15 protein-coding genes are annotated in these 18,083 nt (G+C 51.5%); 8 read left to right on the top strand and 7 right to left on the bottom strand.

From position 1 onward, the window contains the following. Positions 1-3 precede the first annotated feature (3 nt). Both MHI43_RS23885 and MHI43_RS23880 read right to left on the bottom strand, forming a co-directional pair. Positions 4-996, bottom strand: coding sequence for a YafY family protein (locus tag MHI43_RS23885; RefSeq protein WP_036660101.1), 993 nt, complete (start codon positions 994-996; stop codon positions 4-6). Between the two features lie 63 nt (positions 997-1,059). Next, complete coding sequence (locus MHI43_RS23880; RefSeq protein WP_036660103.1) at positions 1,060-1,557, bottom strand: DinB family protein; 498 nt, start codon at positions 1,555-1,557, stop codon at positions 1,060-1,062. A gap of 190 nt (positions 1,558-1,747) precedes the next feature. On the opposite strand from MHI43_RS23880, the gene MHI43_RS23875 reads away from it, so the two are divergent. After that, positions 1,748-2,683, top strand: coding sequence for a phosphotransferase family protein (locus MHI43_RS23875; protein WP_036660105.1), 936 nt, complete (start codon positions 1,748-1,750; stop codon positions 2,681-2,683). A gap of 73 nt (positions 2,684-2,756) precedes the next feature. Continuing rightward, complete coding sequence (locus MHI43_RS23870; protein ID WP_036660109.1) at positions 2,757-3,128, top strand: glyoxalase/bleomycin resistance/dioxygenase family protein; 372 nt, start codon at positions 2,757-2,759, stop codon at positions 3,126-3,128. 207 nt (positions 3,129-3,335) lie between these two features. Here the strand turns inward: MHI43_RS23870 and MHI43_RS23865 are convergent, their stop codons facing one another. The 4 genes from MHI43_RS23865 to MHI43_RS23850 form a co-directional block, all read right to left on the bottom strand. Further along, entirely contained in the window at positions 3,336-4,475 is a 1,140-nt protein-coding gene (locus MHI43_RS23865; RefSeq protein WP_015736787.1) for a zinc-dependent alcohol dehydrogenase, read from the bottom strand. Between the two features lie 889 nt (positions 4,476-5,364). Beyond that, entirely contained in the window at positions 5,365-6,726 is a 1,362-nt protein-coding gene (locus tag MHI43_RS23860; RefSeq protein ID WP_036660112.1) for a dipeptidase, read from the bottom strand. Positions 6,727-7,178: 452 nt separating this feature from the next. After that, on the bottom strand, positions 7,179-8,075 hold the full coding sequence (locus MHI43_RS23855) for a cupin domain-containing protein (RefSeq protein WP_036660114.1): 897 nt from the start codon (positions 8,073-8,075) through the stop codon (positions 7,179-7,181). Between the two features lie 160 nt (positions 8,076-8,235). Further along, positions 8,236-9,411: an MFS transporter gene (locus tag MHI43_RS23850; protein ID WP_015736784.1), complete on the bottom strand. Its 1,176-nt coding sequence runs from the start codon at positions 9,409-9,411 to the stop codon at positions 8,236-8,238. A 199-nt stretch (positions 9,412-9,610) separates the two neighbouring features. On the opposite strand from MHI43_RS23850, the gene MHI43_RS23845 reads away from it, so the two are divergent. The 5 genes from MHI43_RS23845 to MHI43_RS23825 all read left to right on the top strand — a co-directional run bounded on the left by MHI43_RS23845 (position 9,611) and on the right by MHI43_RS23825 (position 16,183). Then, positions 9,611-9,955 (top strand): helix-turn-helix domain-containing protein, encoded by a 345-nt coding sequence (locus MHI43_RS23845; protein ID WP_036660117.1) that lies wholly within the window; start codon positions 9,611-9,613, stop codon positions 9,953-9,955. 152 nt (positions 9,956-10,107) lie between these two features. Continuing rightward, positions 10,108-12,381: a helix-turn-helix domain-containing protein gene (locus MHI43_RS23840; RefSeq protein WP_036660119.1), complete on the top strand. Its 2,274-nt coding sequence runs from the start codon at positions 10,108-10,110 to the stop codon at positions 12,379-12,381. Positions 12,382-12,715: 334 nt separating this feature from the next. Next, positions 12,716-14,332 carry an ABC transporter substrate-binding protein gene (locus MHI43_RS23835; protein WP_036660121.1) on the top strand — a complete coding sequence of 539 codons (1,617 nt, stop codon included), beginning with the start codon at positions 12,716-12,718 and terminating at the stop codon, positions 14,330-14,332. A gap of 10 nt (positions 14,333-14,342) precedes the next feature. After that, positions 14,343-15,254 carry an ABC transporter permease subunit gene (locus MHI43_RS23830; RefSeq protein ID WP_015736779.1) on the top strand — a complete coding sequence of 304 codons (912 nt, stop codon included), beginning with the start codon at positions 14,343-14,345 and terminating at the stop codon, positions 15,252-15,254. Positions 15,255-15,298: 44 nt separating this feature from the next. Beyond that, positions 15,299-16,183 (top strand): carbohydrate ABC transporter permease, encoded by an 885-nt coding sequence (locus tag MHI43_RS23825; RefSeq protein WP_090909547.1) that lies wholly within the window; start codon positions 15,299-15,301, stop codon positions 16,181-16,183. A gap of 194 nt (positions 16,184-16,377) precedes the next feature. On the opposite strand, the gene MHI43_RS23820 is transcribed toward MHI43_RS23825, so the two are convergent. Continuing rightward, the gene (locus MHI43_RS23820; protein WP_036660124.1) at positions 16,378-17,265 is read right to left on the bottom strand and encodes a LysR family transcriptional regulator; all 888 of its coding nucleotides are present in this window, start codon (positions 17,263-17,265) and stop codon (positions 16,378-16,380) included. 133 nt (positions 17,266-17,398) lie between these two features. Here MHI43_RS23820 and MHI43_RS23815 point away from each other — a divergent pair, with 133 nt between their 5' ends. Continuing rightward, positions 17,399-18,079: an O-methyltransferase gene (locus MHI43_RS23815; RefSeq protein WP_036660127.1), complete on the top strand. Its 681-nt coding sequence runs from the start codon at positions 17,399-17,401 to the stop codon at positions 18,077-18,079. Positions 18,080-18,083 lie beyond the last annotated feature (4 nt).

The raw sequence follows: 18,083 nt of genomic DNA, 5'->3' as shown, positions 1-18,083 counted from the left end.
GTATCATCCTTCCTTTTTGGTCATGCCGATTAACATGCGTTCGTAATGGAGTGCTAGGCTTGTCGTGATCTCGGACAGTTTCAGGACGAGCGAAGCGGGCTCCATAATGGTTAAAGCTTTGCCGTAGGGGAGAAGGAAGTAGGGCACATAGGACTTCAGCGAAGACGTGTCCAGCCCGAAACGAGCCTCGCCATCATGACGCGATACGAGGGTATGCCCAAACAACCAATGCTGGCTCAATTCATTCAGAACATGCTCGTGGGCTTGGATGACAACATCGACCAGGGGTTCCGTGCTGCGTGGATCCGGGAGAAGACTGCCAAGCAAGACATCCTTGGCCGAAAAATCAACGGGCCGCTCAAAGACCAGATCTGTCGTCTCCAGACCGAGGATCCGGTCCACGCGAAAATTGCGAATCTCTTGGCGCAGACGGCAGTAGCCCGCAGCATACCATTGGCCTTTCCAATGGATAATGCCGTAGGGATCGAAGTCTCGGACGGTTCCGGCGCCTTCCCGGCCCTTCGAATACGTCATCTTCAGGGTTTGTCCCTGTGCCGCAGCATTCTCCAGCGTCTGCAGCAGCGGGCGAAGCCCGTCATGGACCGGAGGCTGCAAAACCGCGATGCCGCTGCTGTGCCGTTCGATCTGATGAAGCTGCTCCTCGTTCGTATAAAGCTTCAGCTTGCCGATCGCCCGCTCCAGCGCGTCCGTGAACGGATAGCCGGTTTCTTTGGCAAAAATCGAGGCATGCACCAAAGCCTTCTGCTCTTCCGCATCAAACATCAGCGGGGACTCGGCGAACGGTCCGAGAATCCGAAAGCCGCCGTTCGGCCCGGAATCGGCGATAATGGGCGCGCCGCTGGCGCATAACGAATCGATGCAGCGGTACACCGTTCGAACATGGATTTCCAGCTCATCGGCGATTTGCTGCGCGGTCATCTTTTTGCCCGAGCGAAGCATCCACAGGATCGACAGCATATTATCCGCTTTGGACATCAAAACGCGCTCCTTCCTTAGGGACGATCCCAACCGTTTACTTTTAAGTAGATTGTATCTTTTTTATACGAGCGGGTCCATGCCCTTGTCGATCCAGGAATCGTAGGTCGGACCATAGAGCTCGGGAATCCGCAGGCCGGCTTGTCTCATCAGCACCGTCATTTGTCCGCGGTGATGCGCTTGATGAACCAGGGTAAAATGCAGGAATGCCGCATTGGTCCAAGGCTCTCCGTCGAATTCACGGGTAGCGCGAAGATCCTCCTCGCTCCATTGCGACTGAACCGCATCCAGAAGGGCATGCCGGATCCGGCGGTAGCTGTCGGTAATTTCGGCAGCCGAATCGGGAATTTTTTGCTCGCGGGACGGGCCCTCAAATTGCAAACCGAGCATGGTCATGTATTGAATCGACATGACCAAATGCCACGCCAGCTGACCGAGCGTGCGATGCTGCTCCGTCATGGCGGTTTTAAGCGAATCGTCGGTTAAAGCGTTCATGACTTGTTCCGTTATTTGAGCCTCTTTTAACCATTCTGTCGTAAAATCCGCCTTGCTCATGTTCATGTGTTAACCCTCGCTTTGGTTTAGGATGTGTGCTGCAAATCGAGTATATTACATCATTCCTGACAGTTACGGTCAGTGATTGTAGGCCAAATTAAAAAAATGGGATTGTATGCTCTAAGTATCCATCTTCATTTATAATGAATAAGGGCTCAAGGATCGTTAAGGATTTTGGATACAGGAGGTGCATGGCATGCAGGAAGCGATTCGTGATATCCCGGGGGCTGATGGATGGATTGTCATTCAAGCGGTTGACAAGGGCTGGTCGGCAGATCGTAAATATTATATTCAGGATATGCAAGGCGAGGAGCGGCTCCTCCGGCTATCCGATATCTCTCAGTTCGAGAGGAAGAAATGGGAGTTTGAAACGGTTAAAAAGCTGGATCCCATCGAAATGCGAACGTCTCGCCCGATAGATTTTGGCGTCTGTCATGGTGGCCGGCAAGTGTATTCCCTGTTCACCTGGGTTCCGGGAGAAGATGCAAGGGAGGCGATTCCTTTGCTGGATTCAGAGGAGCAGTACCGGCTTGGCGTTCAGGCAGGCGCATATTTGAACAGGATGCATGGCATTCCGGCTGAAAGCGGATTGGATACGTGGGCGTCTTACTATAATTCAAAAATGGATCGATACATAAAAAATTATGAGAGCTGCGGCATCCGGCTTGCCGGCGCTGAGAACATCGTCCGTTTTATGGAGGCGCACCGGTATTTGCTAGAAGAGCGTCCCGTTGCTTTTCAACATGGGGATTATCATGTCGGCAACATGGTGGTTACGCCTGAAGGGGAACTCGGCATCATTGATTTCAACCGGGCGGACTACGGTGATCCTTGGGAGGAGTTTAACCGGATTACGTGGGATGCCGCGATTAGCCCGTGGTTCGCTTCGGGTCGTATTCATGGATATTTTCAAGGACGAGAGGTGCCGGATTCATTTTTCAGATTAATGGCGCTTTATATCGCAAGCAATCAGATTTCCTCCATTCATTGGGCCATCCCGTTCGGAGAGCAGGAAGTGGAGGTTATGATGAATCAAGCTCAAACCGTGCTGAATTGGTATGATGGATTCCGGACGCATGTGCCCAATTGGTATATAACGAATGCCGAGGTTATGCCAAATCGCCGCGAATAACAGCAATCCGGAAGAATTTAACCAAGCTGCTGCATGATACAATGGCAAAAAAACACAATGGAGGTTTGCACTCATGACATCAGCGGACATTCAGTTTATCGGTGGAATTAATATTGCCATTAAAATTCCGAAGCACAAGTATGAGGAGACCGTGTTTTTTTACAAAGAGGTTTTAAGGCTGCCATATTTGGGATTCAGGGACGGGTCGCATGCTTTTCAGCACGGCCCGAATACCTTATGGCTGGATTGCATGCTCAACTATTCGCAGCAGGATGTTTGGCTAGAGGTCAACACGGAGGATCCGGAGGAGGCTGCCCGATATTTGAGAGAGCACAGAGTGGACCGCAGGGATGAGGTGGAGGTTTACGAGAACTCGCGGGGCTACTGGATATCGGATCCGTGCGGGACGATCATCCGGGTGAATCCCAGAAAAGCGAGTGAATAGACAGCCTACCCGGTAAATGTGGTTGCCGTTGACTACGCACCCCTTGAGACGGGTGAGGATATGTCGAAGCGTCTAACACGCACCCTGCGAAATTTTAGGCTCACTCCCTAAATTCCATGAACCGGGACACAAAAAACCAAGCATCTCCTATCCAAGATAAAGGATGTGACAGGGAATGCTTGGTTATCTTTTTTCTGTGAAATTATGCTACGGCTTTAGAACGACCTTGGTGCATTCGTCCTCGTGATCGCTGAATATCCGATAGGCATCGCTTGCCTGTTCCAGAGGAAGCCGGTGGGAGATAATCTCCGTCGGATCAAATTCGCCGGCGGTGATCTTCTTGAACAGCTCCGGCATGTAATGAATAACGGGGGCCTGCCCCATGGTAAGGGTAATGTTCCGTTCAAAGATATGGCCGAGCGGGAACATATTGTACAGCGAACCGTATACGCCGGTCAGCTGGACGGTGCCGAATTTGCGCACGGCCTGGATGGCGATATCAATCGCGCTCAACGTTCCGCCTTGGAGCTTCAGCTTTTGGCCGATGGCTTCCATCGTCGACTTCTTCCCGTCCATGCCGACGCAGTCGATCACGATATCCGTGCCGCCTTTGGTGATCTCTCGAATGTACTCGCCCATATCGTCATATTCTTCAAAATTGTAGATCTCCACGTTGTTCAGCCGCTTTGCTTTTTGCAGACGGTAAGGTAGACGGTCCACGGCGATCACCCGCTTTGCGCCTTTCATCCAGGCGAATTTCTGGGTCATCAGGCCAATCGGCCCGCAGCCCAGCACCGTTACGGTATCGCCCGGTTTTACGCCGGCATTCTCCACGCTCCAATAGGCGGTAGGGAGAACGTCGGACAAGAACAGAAGCGCCTCATCCTCCAGCTCGCACGACTCCGGTATGACAAACGGCATAAAGTTCCCGTAGGGCACGCGCAAATATTCAGCTTGTCCGCCGGGGTAGCTTCCGTAGCGTTCGGTGTAACCCAAGTACCCTCCGGCATGGACATCCGGGTTGCCATTGGAATTGTCGCATTGACTCTCCATATCATGATTGCAATAGTAGCAGTGACCGCAAGAAACATTGAACGGAAGAACGACGCGGTCGCCTTTTTTCACGCGGGTTACGTTGGCACCGACCTCTTCTACGATCCCCATGGGCTCGTGGCCGATCACGAAATCTTTAGCCGCGGGCATAGCCCCTAGGTATATATGAAGATCGGAACCGCAAATGGCTGTAGAAGTGATGCGGACGATAATATCATCCTGGGTCCGAATGGATGGATCCTCTACGTGTTTGACCTGAATGTCTTTGGCGCCTTGAAATGTGACTGCTCTCATACGTTCCCTCCTTATGCTTTGTAGAGAAGTTATCTTCTTAAATACCCGATTTCCACTTGTATTAACATCCCCACCGCTATTCATGCATATGCGCTGATACGCGCAAAAACATAGTTTCTTCGCCCAATTTCACTTCTATGGCTTCGGCAACATGGCGCGAGGCAGTAAGTGCGAATCGGTTGTCCGAACCGATGACAAACATGCTTATTTAAGTATATCGGCGCCCTGCACCCTGTTCGCACGGTACGTGGTCCGAGACATGTAACGGCTGTCCACCATATTGTATACTTCGGGCTTTAGCGGACACAGGATACGTTATTTGCTCTGATAAGAGCTAAACTTTGATACTTGCGGACATGAGGTCCGTTATTTGCATAAAAAGTCCGTTTTTTGGCGGCGAAAGGGTTAAATAACGGAACTGGTGTCCGTTACACTTAGAGAATGGCCTGATTTGTGGTAAATAACGGATCTGTAGTCCGATGGGTATGGGGATTACGGCGCTTGTTTGCCGTGGAAACCGCATGTGATGGGATGAAGACACCTGTTAGGTGTGGAAACCACATGTTGTGGTGAAGAGCTGCCTGCTGGTAGGGAAACCACCGCATACATAGGACCGGCAACCATTTAATATGGCACCGTCTGATTGGGGATCTGCAGGTGTTTAGTCGTGTAAACACGTCCTGGCCGCTTTCCGTCGGTAAATCGATGCTCCCACGCCAATAACCGGCTTATGAATGTCAAGTGGCTCCCACGCCAATAACCGGATTATGAATCGCAAGTGGCTCTCATAAAAGCAAAAGAACGCGTATTGGAAAGGATACAATTATCCCGCCATACGCGTTCTTATTTAGGATGTTACTATGTTACTTTCGGACTGTTGGCGTCACCGTTATACCAGCTTCAAATATTCTACGATCGTCAGCAAGCCCTTATCGAAATTCTCCAAATTAAAATGCTCGTTCGGCGCATGCAGATTCTCGTCGGGCAAGCCGAAGCCCATCATGACGGCAGGTGCGTTCAGCGTGCTGGACAGCTTCTCCACGATCGGAATCGATCCTCCGTCTTTCGTGAACAGTGCACGCGTGCCGTACACGTTCTCGAAGGCATCTGCGGCTTTTTGCAGCATCGGATGGGACGGATCGATATTGAAGGCGAATGCCTTTTCCTTCGGCTGGAAGGTGATCTTGGCGCCGACCGGGGTGTGCGCATGCAGATGCTTCTCGATCGCGTCAAGAACAGCCTGCGGATCCTGATCGGCGACCAAGCGGCAGGTGATTTTCGCATGGGCTTCCTTCGGAATGACCGTTTTGCTGCCTTCTCCCTGGAACCCGCCGTATACGCCGTTCAGCTCAAGGGTAGGACGCGCTCCCACGCGTTCAACGAAGGAGAAGCCTTCTTCGCCGTACAAGGAATCAAGGCCGAGGTCCCGCTTCAGCTTATCCTCGTCGAACTCCTGCTTGGCAAATTCCTCGCGCATTTCGGGCGACAGTTCGAGTACGCCGTCATAAAAGCCTTCAACCGCGACGCGGCCCTGCTCGTCATGGAGCGAGGAGAGCAAGGACACCATTGCGTGCAGGGCGTTCGGCACGCCGCCGCCGTATGTACCGGAATGAAGATCGGTATTGGCTGTTTCCAGGGACAATTCCAGGGAGCACAACCCGCGAAGGCCCGTGGAAATGGCCGGTTTGCCAGGCGCGAGCAGGGATGTATCCGAGATCACGATGGCATCTGCCGCCAGCTTGTCCTTGTTGTTGTCAAGATAGAGCGGCAGGTTGGGGCTGGAAACCTCCTCTTCGCCTTCAATGCAGAATTTGATGTTGACCGGAAGCTCCTTTTCTTGCTTCAAAATGGCTTCGACGGCTTTGACATGCAGGAAGAGCTGGCCTTTGTCGTCCGTTGCTCCGCGCGCGTACAATTTGCCGTTGCGGACAGCCGGCTCGAACGGCGGCGTTTCCCACAGATGAAGCGGATCAACGGGCTGAACGTCATAGTGGCCGTAGACGAGCACGGTCGGCTTGCCTTCGGCATGCAGGTAGTCTGCCGTAATAATCGGGTGCCCGGCCGTCTGGTGAACCTCCACATGCTCAAGTCCCGCTTCGGTCAGCTTGCCTGCGAGCCACTCGGCAGCTTTGGCGACATCGCCTTTGTGCTCGGACAAGGCCGAAATGCTCGGAATGGACAACCATTCCTTCAATTCATTCAGATGGGTTTCGCGGTGTTCAGCGAAATACGCTTTATAATCAACGCTCATGAATATGGATCCTCCTTCGATTTACATTGGCATTCGAAAAGATGCCGTATCTTACTATTCTAACCGTTTTTCGGAGAATACGAAATACAGCCGGATCAAATCGGAAACCTGTCTTGAATCTAATCGGGCAGCTGTCATGCAAAATTGTCCAAAAGGTTCTCCAGAACATGCGCAGTGCCGGACTGATCAGCTTATTGCGGTGTCGAACCGCATAAATCCGGCGTTCAGGCACCCAGGACGGAATAGGTCGTGTATGCAGCTTCCCCTCTGCAACACTCCTCTTGTATCGCGGCTTCCGCAATCATGCCGTACCCCAGCCGGATTCTGAGAATAACGGGAGCATCCGGTCTTCCTAAATCATATAATTCCATATTAAAAAGAAATACGCAGCATTATGACGAATCATGATGCTGCGTATTTCAATGGATGACCCTCCATCACCGAAGGGCTAATCAGAATTTATCCCAGCCGTTTCCAATTAGCTGGCGTTGCAGGAATGGCAACTGCTGCTGTTGTTGAATGAACTGCTGACGCTGTTGTTCATGTAATTGCTGTTGCGAACGGAACTGCTCTTGTGCTTGAGTTGGGGTTCGCTGCGGTTCAGCAGCATACGTTCCATGCTGCGTTTGATCCTGCGCATTGAAATGCTGCTGGAACAACTGCTGCTGTTGCTGGAATTGCTGTTGCTGCTGCTGAAGAAGCTCATAATCTCGATGGCCAGGCGCTCCTTGATGATAATAGTGCTGATTAAGATGAGACGCGTGAGGCTGATGTTTCATATGCCCTTGCACTTGCCCTTGCACTTGGCCTTGCTGCGGACAGTTTTTTGGCGGCCCGATAACAACCGTGTCGGTAATCGGTGCCAAGGTCTCTTTGACTTTGGCTTCATCCAGGCAGTAGGTGTGAGCAAACACGCTGGCCGGCGTCAATCTCAAGAGATCCGAACCTCCAATGAATTCAGGCACCGGCGCGTCAAAGACCGCGATCAGATGCGTATTGTCAACCGTCGCCATTTCATAATGCCACCAGCCTTGGGGCACGAGCGCAACTTGACCGGGCGTTACCGTGAAGTTCAGCAGTTCTTTCGTAAACGGATTGACAAGGGAGACGATGGCCGAGCCGGAAACGACATATACCAGCTCCGATGCATTTTGATGGATATGCGGCTCCACTACGTTTCCGGTACTGAGATATATATCCAGCAGGGAAGCGTTGCCGAGCGTGTTCAATTCTTTTACGGAGAGAGAATTAATGTAATTTTGACTATCTTTTTTGAAAAACGGGTTATTGCTCATATCGTAAGTATACCGAACGGACGGTGAGGTGAAATCCATATAAGAGACTGCCACTGTGACTCCTGCCCTTCATCATGTAGTAGGCGTTGACCCATAACACACGTTATGCCCATGGGCAAACATCCGTGAGCCCATTTTTAACAATCAGCAGGATGCAAGCCGCCCGTTGACAGGGCGGCTTGCGCTAAACACTCATAGGGTGGAGCAGGCGAGGTCAGGCCGATTTCGGGATGGAAACCGGCGACTTCCGTCCGGCCGAGAAGCTGACGAGTCCTGCCACCAAGCCAAGCGCGAGCACGACTCCCCCGAGCCATGGATGGTATTGAAGCGTGGATGACGTATTGACCATGAAGCCTCCTGCACCTGCTCCTGCGGCTAACCCCAGATGGACAATGGAGGTGTTTAAACTGAGAACCAGATTGGAAGAACCCGGTGCCCGCTGGATAAAATAGCTCTGGACCGCCGGGCCCGCCGCAAACATGGACATCACCATGACTCCCATCAGCGAAAGTCCAATGACCGATTGACCGGCGAGCAGCGGAAGCAGCGCAAATACCGCAATATGAACGAGCGTGCTGAGGACAATCACCTTCCCTGCCCCAAAACGGTCGACACCATAACCGCCGAGCCTGGAGCCGATGGCTCCCAATAGGCCAAAGCCGAGCATAATGATGCTGATGCCGGACGGCGCGATGCGAAAAATATCCTGGATAAACGCCGTCACATACGTGAACAGTACCGAATTGCCGGATTCCCGGAAGAACGTAAGCAGCAGGGCGCTGACGATCACGAGACTCCCCAGCACTTTGAATTGCTGGCGGAAGGAAACGGGGGCATCCCCTTGAACATCCGGCAGGAGCCTGATAAGGACAAAAGCGACCAACAGACTGAGCAGAGCCAGCAGCAGAAAAATGGATTGCCAGTTCAGCAGATTCGTGATCCATATGCCGATCGGAACGCCCAGCACCATGGCGCTGCTGAAACCCAGCACGATGGTGCCGATCGCACGGCCTAACGTTTCCGGTGGCACCATTTTGGCTGCGGTACCCATTGCGGCAACGAGATAGACGCCTGAGCTTACGCCAAGAATGACACGGGAAGCCATGAGCATCCATACCTCGGTGCTAAAAAAAGAAACAAGACTGCCGGCAATGAATAGCAGAAGCGAGCCGAGCAGCACCTTTTTTCGATTGATTCGAGCGGTAAGCGAGACCAAAATCGGTGTTCCGATCGCAAAAGCAAGCGAATAGGCGGTAATCAGCTGGCCGGCAAAAGCCAAGGAAATATGAAGATCGTCAGCAATCGCGTACAGAATACCCGAGACGACCAGTTCCGAGGTAGCGGTAAGAAAAACACCGAGCGCCAATAAATATATCGTATATCGATTCATATCCATTATCCTTTCCGTTGGGAGATTGATACCCTCAATCGGATCATGGCTAGCACATGCCGTTTCGGATAGTAAAGCATGAAATCTCTTTGTGTTTGTATTATAAGCAGCACGCATATATGATGTAAGAAGGCAAAGTATTTGGATATTATCCAGTCATTTTGACTAACTTACGATTAGTTAGTGATGGGGTGAGGCAATGGAGCCGGTTAAAGAAGAGTTTCAGGAAAAGCCAGCGTTCAATCATATTTGCTCGGTGCTGCAAATTCTTGGAGCCAAATGGGCGTTCCTTGTCATCGCGCAATTAGCCCAAGGACCGAAACGGTTTAATCAGCTTCACCGGGATGCAGCGATCATCAAGACGCAATCCTTGACGGATGCCCTGCGCCATTTGGAAAGCAGCGGCATCGTGAGACGCGAGGTATTCCCTACCGTTCCGGTCTCCGTGGAGTATTCATTGACCGAGAAGGGGATGGACTTCCTGGATTCTTTGAAGGAGATGGAGAAGTGGGCCGAAAAATGGGGAGTGGAACAATCCTCCTGACGTTCCCGCTGCCGCCAAAATGGTATGATATCAGAAAACTCATTTCCGACGCGTATACAGCGGAAATGAGTTTTCTTTTTTTTGAAAATTTCGTATTCTTATAGATAACATTTTCGAAAATGGGAATGAAGTGATAGGGAGGTGGTTGCCGTTTGCGAATCCATAAGATTAACCTGCTGACCAAATTGTTGATTTCCTATTTGCTCGTGCTGATGTTTCCCGTGATCGTCATCCTGTGTTATTACTATCCCTATTCGGCGGACGTTGTGAAAGAGAAGGAAATGGACTGGAATGCGCATATTACGGAGCAGTTCATGACATCGATGGATACGTTTACCCGGTATGTATACAATTTGCCGTTCGAGCTGGTGCAGAATCGGGAATTCAAGATGTACAAGGCCGAGGAAAGCGACTACCAGCGTGTCCTCATTGCCAATGAGATGAAAAAATACAATGCAACCGATGCATTTATTTACAACACCTTGCTGTATGTAAAGAACATCGGTTATTTGTTTTCCAAAACTGGAAGCGCATACAGTTTGGACGATCTGTCCATTCCGGGCGTCGGTTACTACTATGAAAACTGGGCCGGCGAAGATATGATCCAGACCTTGAATGATCTCGAGTCTCCCATCGTCAGGCCGGTTGAGAACGTGATTGTGCCCGGCAATAACCGGGTTCGAATGCTGACCTTCGTGCAACCGCTGCCGGTAGGAGGCACGAATTCCCCCGGAGCCGTCATGATCATGGTAAGGGAAGATACGATCGTCCGGATGATGAAGTCCGTCTCGGAAACCTATAGCGGCGATTTTTTTGTGTTTGACGGCCAGGGAAGGCGATTGGTATCTTCCCATGATACGTCATACCAATCCTCCGATGACTTCAGGAAGCTTGTGCAGGGCATAGGGGATGAGACATCTTCCTCTTCGGGCATTTATGCGATCAGCGGATCGGATTATCTGGTATCGTCCTCGGTTTCGGACAAGAATGGATGGAAATACGTGAGCCTGCTGCCGGTATCCTCATCCCTTCAGGGCATTCGGACAATTCAGTTGAATACGGCCATCCTGGTCGGCCTGATCCTGCTGCTTGAAGTGTTTATCATCTATATATCGATCCGGAACAACTATCAGCCGATTCGCCGTCTGGTTGATCTTGCCGTTCAAGTCTTCGAACCGCGGGACCGGAAGCCCATGAACGAGATCGATACGATCAAATATACGCTGGAGGAGCTTTCGCTGGCCAACAGCAAGCTTGACGAGCATGTGAAGGGATCGTTGCCGATTATGCGGGATAACCTGCTGTTTGAACTGGTGAGCGGGCATCTTGCAGGCTGGGATGATTTCGAACGGGAAGCAAGAAAGGTCGGCCTCCGGTTTCAGTATGATTACTTCTCGGTTGCCGTACTATGCTGCGAAGCGGATGGAGCAGAGATGGAGAAGATACTGGATTACTGCCGGTGCTATGAAGGACGGCTGCCGGAGGATATCCAAGGTTATTTCTTTAAAAGCATCTATCCGCAGGAATTGATTCTGGTGTGCTCCCATGCGGAGAATGTCCCGCTCACATCCTGCCTGGAACGGATGCAGGATGAAATATTGGAGCACACGGGCCGGCGAACGGTGATCGGCATCGGCAAGCCTGGCGAAGCCCCGTCTCCGCAGGACCTCCATCTCTCTTATCTGCAGGCACTCCGGACGGCGGAGTTTCTGCGCATCCGAAAGACCGACGCCGTGCTGGTCTTTGATAACATTGGGATTCCCCAGACCGGAGCTGTCTCCTATTATGCCGAAATCCTGCAATCCCTCGAGCTTGCAATCCTCAAGAATGATGCAGCCATGCTGGCCTCTCTAGCAGAGAGAATGATCGGTTACCTAAGCAATGACAGCCTGCCGCCACATATGATTCAGAGCGTGTATCTCAATACCGTTACCGTCATCTTCAACGGCCTCCAGCGGTTCCGTCATGACGATCAGAGCCTGCTGCGACTTACGGATGCGGCTTTTAACCATCGTTATACGCTGGAACAGATGATCGGGATCATAAGGGAAAGCTATGCCAAGCTGTGCGATATGATCAAGGAAACCCTCCCCGTTTCCCGGGCGGCAACCCAGGATGAGATCCTGTCCCTGATTGCGGAGAAAGGGATGGATCCGAACTGTTCGCTGCAGATGATGGCCGATTATTTTGATATGTCGGTCTCCAACTTCAGCCATCACTTCAAAAAAACGATGGGGCAAAATTTCAAAGAGCATATCGATCAGCTTCGAATTCAGAAATCCATTCAGCTTCTGCGGGACAGCGAGGAGACGCTCGAAGCCATCTCCCAACAGGTCGGGTACACCAATACCTCGAGTTTTATCCGATCCTTCAAAAAAATGGTGGGCACGACGCCGGGGCAATATCGAAATACGCATAAAGCTTAAAACGAAAGACCGCTGATGCCGATGACAAGGCCGATTACAGCGGTCTTTTATAAACCTGCTTGCTTAGAAGCTATTCCTAGGCAGTTGTTTTACAGGCTAAGATGTTTCAATTTTTGAACATATACAAAATTTGAATTCCATGCGCCGGCTTGTAATGGATGCGTTTACATTTATGGGATGATAGGCGCCTTCAAAAAATGAGGATGCCTGAAAAACTGTCCGTTTACGGTGCTCGCCGCCTTCATTTAGAGTGAAAACTGTCCCAAGGCAAGGCCGACTCAAGGCCGTATACCCCCATGGACCAGACCAACAAACGAAACCAGGAGGTAATGGAATGAAGAAAAGGGTAAACGTTTTCATCTCGCTTGTCGCCATGACGACCATGTTGTTAACAGGCTGCAGCGGGGCCGGAGGCGGCCAGAACGACTCGGCGGAGACTCCCGGAGACCAAACCGGCAGCAAAGTAAAGCTTACCGCTATCATTACCAAGCACCCGCTCACGAAGCCGCTGGCCGAAATGGAGTGGCTGCAAAAGGTTGAGGAGACGGCGGGCGTGGACATCGAATGGCAGGAGATTACCGCGGATTGGGGACAGAAGAAAGGGACGATGCTGGCCAGCGGCGATATTCCGGATCTGTTCATCGGGCCGAACGTCATTACGGATGCAGACTTTGCGCAATTCCAGGGTTTGTTCCAGGATCTATCCGGCATGCTGGAGCAGGCGCCCAACGTACAGAACATGTTTAATGAAAAACCGGATACGAAAATAATCGCCACGCAGTCGGACGGCAAAATCTACGGTCTCCCGAAATATCAGCGGTTCTGGCCCGCTACCGCCAGCAGGCAGTTCATTAACCAGCAGTGGCTGGATCACCTCGGTCTGAGCATGCCGACCACATGGGATGAGCTGTATGAAGTCCTGGTGGCTTTCAAAGAGAAGGATGCCAACGGCAACGGCGATCCGAATGACGAGATTCCGATGGATTGGCCGGGAGGCATCGGCGGATATTTTAACCCCGCGGTGCTCCTGGGCAGCATGGGCATTACGCTGACGGACGGCAGCGGACAAGGTTATTTCGTGGAAGATGGTCAGGTGAAGAACTTCCTGACGGATGAACGGTACAAAACGATGGTGGCATTTCTGAATAAATTGTACAAGGCGGGTCTGATCAACCCGGAAGTGTTCACGCATGATTATACGAAATTTCAATCCATCGCGCGTGGGGAAGGGGATACGGCCAAGGTCGGCTTTACTTGGGGATGGGTGGCGTCCGACCGCTTCGGCGAGCAGCTGGCACCGCAGTATGCTTCCATGCCGCCGATGAAGGTGTCGGCAGATTATGCAGGGAAGCTGTCCTGGAGCTACGATCATTACTCCCTGAATTATGGCACCAACCATATCGTCATGTCCTCCAAGACCAAGAACAAAGAAGCGGCCATGAAATTCATCAACGAGCTTTATGCGCCCGAGGTGGGCATGCAGGTGCTGTTCGGATCCCTCGGACCGAACATTAAAGATAACGGAGACGGTACATATGCCGTTCTGCCTCCGGCCGATGCCAAGATGGATCCGGGCACGTGGAAATGGACCTCGACGATGGCGGACAACGGCGCATTTTATATTCCCGATACCTTAAAGCTGACGCTTGGCACCGATATGCAGGAGGTGCTGGGTCAATCGGAGCCGCTGGAGGCGGCCTTGGACGTGGATCCTGATAAAGACGTGTTCCCCGGCATGTTCATCAAGTATTCCACCATGGACAATAACGCCATGAGCCTGAACAATACGAACGTAATGAATCTGGCGGAATCCAGCTTTGCCAAATGGGTCACCAAGGGCGGCGTGGAAGCCGAATGGGACGCGTATATCAAGGAAAGCGAGAAGGCAGGCCTGAAGCAGAATCTTGAGATTATGCAAAAATATTACGACGATTACATGAATCAAAACTAGGAGGGAGGATATGGGGCCTCGCAAAAGATTGGACACCTTCAGACGTGATTACCAGCTGTGGATTATGATTTTTCCGGCGATTGCCGTCATTCTGTTGTTTAACTACGTGCCGATGTACGGCATCCAGCTTGCGTTTAGGGATTACGATTTCAGCCAAGGCTTGACCGGCGGAGAGTGGCGCGGGCTCGCCTACTTTCAGCAATTCATCGACAGTTACCTGTTCACCGATTTGATGCGAAACACGTTTCTGATCAGTCTGGCCACGATCGTGCTCGGCTTTCCGGCCCCGATCATCTTAGCGCTCATTCTAAACCAGATTCGCCGAAAAAGAATGAAGCAGGTGATGCAGACCACCGTATACCTGCCCCATTTCATATCCATCATCGTGCTGGTCGGGATGCTGAACGTGCTGCTGTCCTCCGAAACCGGCGTTGTCGGTCACTTTATGAAGTCGGTGGGGCTGGGGCATATCAATTTGTTAGCCTCCACCTCGACCTTTATTCCGGTGTACGTGCTCTCCGACATATGGCAGCACTGCGGCTGGAATAGCATTATCTATCTTGCGGCCTTGTCCACCGTGGATCCCCAGCTGTATGATGCAGCCAAGATCGATGGGGCCAGCCGCTGGCAGACGATCCGGTACGTCGATATTCCCGCACTCGTTCCAACCATCATCATCCTGTTCATTCTCAGTATGGGGAATATCCTCGGGACCGGCTTCGAGAAAATATTCCTGATGCAGAATTCGCTGAACCTTCCCGTCTCGGAGGTCATAGCCACCTATGTTTACAAAATCGGGATCATCTCCAACCAGTTCAGCTTGGCTTCGGCTATCGGTTTGTTTAACACGCTCATCAATTTCGTATTTCTGTATGCGATGAACACGATATCGAAGAGAATGTCGGAAACGAGCTTATTCTAATGATTGGGGAAGGAGAAACGGTTGTGGAACATGAAACTGCCAGAATGCGCATCAACGGCAAGGAGCTGGGATTTAAGATCATCTTGGGTTTTCTGTGCGTTTTGATTTTTCTGCTGATTGCGTATCCGCTGTATTTTATCATCATTGCTTCGTTCAGCGACTCAACGCTCGTCTCTACGGGGAAGGTCATGTTTATCCCCAAAAATGTTAGTTTTTTCGGTTACCAGGAAATTTTCAAGGATATGCGGATTTGGACCGGGTACCGAAATACGTTGTTTTACACGGTGTTCGGCACCCTGGTGAACATGCTGTTCACGCTTCCGGCGGCTTATGTGCTGTCCAGAAAGGAATTTCGCGCCAGACGCATCATTATGTTTATTTTTGTGATCACGATGTTCTTCAACGGCGGGCTGATTCCGACCTATTTATTGATGAAGGGTCTTGGCTTGACCAACACGATCTGGGTGTTTATTCTCCCGTTCTCCGTGAATGTGTTTTATTTGATCATTGCGAGGACGTTCTTTGAAAACTCGCTGCCGCAGGAGCTGCATGAAGCCGCCGTCATGGACGGCTGCTCTCACTTTACCTTCTTCTTCAAAGTGGCTTTGCCGCTGTCCAAAGCGCTGGTCTCCGTCATCGGGCTCTATTATTTGGTGGGACATTGGAACGATTTCTTTACGGCGCTGATCTATATCCGGGATACGAAGCTCCAGCCGCTGCAGATCGTTCTGCGGGATATCCTGCTGTCGAACCAGGTATTCTCGAGCGGTGCGGGAACGGGCGGGGATGCCGGAGGGTACGCGCAGCGATATGCCGACCAGATCAAGTACGGCGTCATTATCGTCTCGACGCTTCCGATTCTGCTCATTTATCCGTTTATGCAAAAATATTTCGAGAAAGGCGTCATGATCGGCTCCATTAAAGGGTGACGCGCGGCGATTTTCCGCGATCGTACCCTAAACGTATGAAAACGGTAGGGCAGATCCAAGTGAACAGAACGCAAATAAACAACCCGTATGCCGGAGCAGCATACGGGTTGTTTTCTCAGATAAGGCCCAAAGGAACTAATGCAGGCAAGCTCCAAAATGCGCAGCTCCATCTTCCCAAACGACTTACGATTAACTTATGGCCGTTCTCGGATCATCTCCACGAAATTCATGGCGGCAGCGGATAATGCTTCATGCTTGCGGGTGCAGACCGCAATGATATTTTGCAGCTCGATGCCATCGACGTATACCTGGCTGAGCTCGCCGCGCTCCACGTATTCCCGCACCACGAGCGAAGACACGAAGTTGGCTCCGTATCCGGCAATGACGGCCGTGATCGCTTCGTGCAGGCCGTTGAATTGCAGCGTGATGCGGGGCGAAGGCGCGCTGTGGGTGCGGCATAAGGCAAATAACCTTTCTCGCGTTGAGCTTCCCTCCTCCCGCATGACAAAGGGCTCTCTCATCATCTCGACCAGGGAGATATGCTGATTGGCATAACGGTGGTCGGGGGAGACGACAAACCACAGCTCATCCCGGAACAGCTCCTCAGTCTGTATCGTATCCGGCGATTCCTCAGGGAGGCCGCCGTATATCGCAAGATCCACGTCCATGTTCAGCAGCTGCTTAAGCGCATCGCTGGAATTCGTGGTGGTAATGCTCATTTCGACGTCTTCGTACCGCTGCTTGTATTTTGCGAGCCAGGCCGGCAGAAGAAAATGGGAGGGAAGGTAGGTTGCGGCCAGTCGGATATGCCCCCTCGAACCGCTGCGGTAATCCCGGCAGAATTGTTCGATCTGCTGCTCAACCGAGAAGAGCCTTTTGGCAAGGGGGAGCAGCTCGGCGCCAGCCTGCGTCAATCCGATGCCTCTGCCCTGCGGCTTGAACAGGGTAAGGGAAAGCTCCTTCTCGAATTTCTTAACCTGTGCCGTTATGGCCGGCTGGCTTATATTTAATAATTCGGCAGCCCGGGTGACGCTGCCGGTTGTGGCAATGACGTGAAACAGCCGTAAGGCATGTAAATTCATATGGAGCCGCACTCCTGTCTTATTTATATATTATATTTATATAAATTATTTAATTATATATTATTTTTATAATAATAAATCACATACAATGAATGTGTAAAATCCAATTTGAAGTTTAAGGGAGGAAACAGGCATGAAAGCGAATGCGAATGATGCTGCGACTTGGGGCAAAGTGGACGATTATGTGACGGAACATTTGATTCCTTATGACAAGGTGCTGGAGAAGGTGTTGGCCGCAAACCGGGAGGCAGGCTTGCCTGAGATCGATGTATCTCCCGCTCAGGGCAAGCTGCTGAACGTGATCGTTCAGATCAAGGGAGCGAAACGAATCTTGGAGATTGGTACGCTTGGCGGTTACAGCACGATCTGGATGGCTAGGGCGATCGGGGCAGAAGGGCGGCTGATTTCATTGGAGCTCGATCCGCATCATGCGAAGGTTGCCAAATCCAACGTAGAGTTGGCTGGACTGGAGGATAGGGTCAGCATCCGCGTAGGCGATGCATTGGCGCAGTTGGAGCAACTGGCTAAGGAAAAGGCGGAGCCGTTCGATCTGATCTTCATCGATGCCGATAAACCGAACAATCCGAATTATTTGAAGTGGGCGCTGCAGTTCTCCAAGGCCGGCACCGTCATCATTAGCGATAATGTCATCCGGAACGGAGAAGTCATCGATTATCACAGCACAGACCCTCGGGTGCATGGCATCCGAAAATTCATGGATATGCTGTCGGCAGACTCCTCGATTGCCGGCACGGCCATTCAAACGGTTGGAAGCAAGGGATATGACGGGTTCTATATCGGAATTGTGCAGTAGAGGA

This window comes from Paenibacillus sp. FSL H8-0457, assembly GCF_038051935.1.
Lineage (GTDB): Bacteria > Bacillota > Bacilli > Paenibacillales > Paenibacillaceae > Paenibacillus_AQ > Paenibacillus_AQ lautus_A.
This window is presented reverse-complemented; position numbering and strand designations above follow the sequence as displayed.

What these genes read in the sequence shown, in the direction of transcription:
- MHI43_RS23885 (WP_036660101.1), bottom strand. Translation starts at nt 996, where the DNA reads ATGTCCAAAGCGGATAATATGCTGTCGATCCTGTGGATGCTTCGCTCG.
- MHI43_RS23880 (WP_036660103.1), bottom strand. Translation starts at nt 1,557, where the DNA reads ATGAACATGAGCAAGGCGGATTTTACGACAGAATGGTTAAAAGAGGCT.
- MHI43_RS23875 (WP_036660105.1), top strand. Translation starts at nt 1,748, where the DNA reads ATGCAGGAAGCGATTCGTGATATCCCGGGGGCTGATGGATGGATTGTC.
- MHI43_RS23870 (WP_036660109.1), top strand. Translation starts at nt 2,757, where the DNA reads ATGACATCAGCGGACATTCAGTTTATCGGTGGAATTAATATTGCCATT.
- MHI43_RS23865 (WP_015736787.1), bottom strand. Translation starts at nt 4,475, where the DNA reads ATGAGAGCAGTCACATTTCAAGGCGCCAAAGACATTCAGGTCAAACAC.
- MHI43_RS23860 (WP_036660112.1), bottom strand. Translation starts at nt 6,726, where the DNA reads ATGAGCGTTGATTATAAAGCGTATTTCGCTGAACACCGCGAAACCCAT.
- MHI43_RS23850 (WP_015736784.1), bottom strand. Translation starts at nt 9,411, where the DNA reads ATGAATCGATATACGATATATTTATTGGCGCTCGGTGTTTTTCTTACC.
- MHI43_RS23845 (WP_036660117.1), top strand. Translation starts at nt 9,611, where the DNA reads ATGGAGCCGGTTAAAGAAGAGTTTCAGGAAAAGCCAGCGTTCAATCAT.
- MHI43_RS23835 (WP_036660121.1), top strand. Translation starts at nt 12,716, where the DNA reads ATGAAGAAAAGGGTAAACGTTTTCATCTCGCTTGTCGCCATGACGACC.
- MHI43_RS23830 (WP_015736779.1), top strand. Translation starts at nt 14,343, where the DNA reads ATGGGGCCTCGCAAAAGATTGGACACCTTCAGACGTGATTACCAGCTG.
- MHI43_RS23825 (WP_090909547.1), top strand. Translation starts at nt 15,299, where the DNA reads ATGCGCATCAACGGCAAGGAGCTGGGATTTAAGATCATCTTGGGTTTT.
- MHI43_RS23820 (WP_036660124.1), bottom strand. Translation starts at nt 17,265, where the DNA reads ATGAATTTACATGCCTTACGGCTGTTTCACGTCATTGCCACAACCGGC.
- MHI43_RS23815 (WP_036660127.1), top strand. Translation starts at nt 17,399, where the DNA reads ATGAAAGCGAATGCGAATGATGCTGCGACTTGGGGCAAAGTGGACGAT.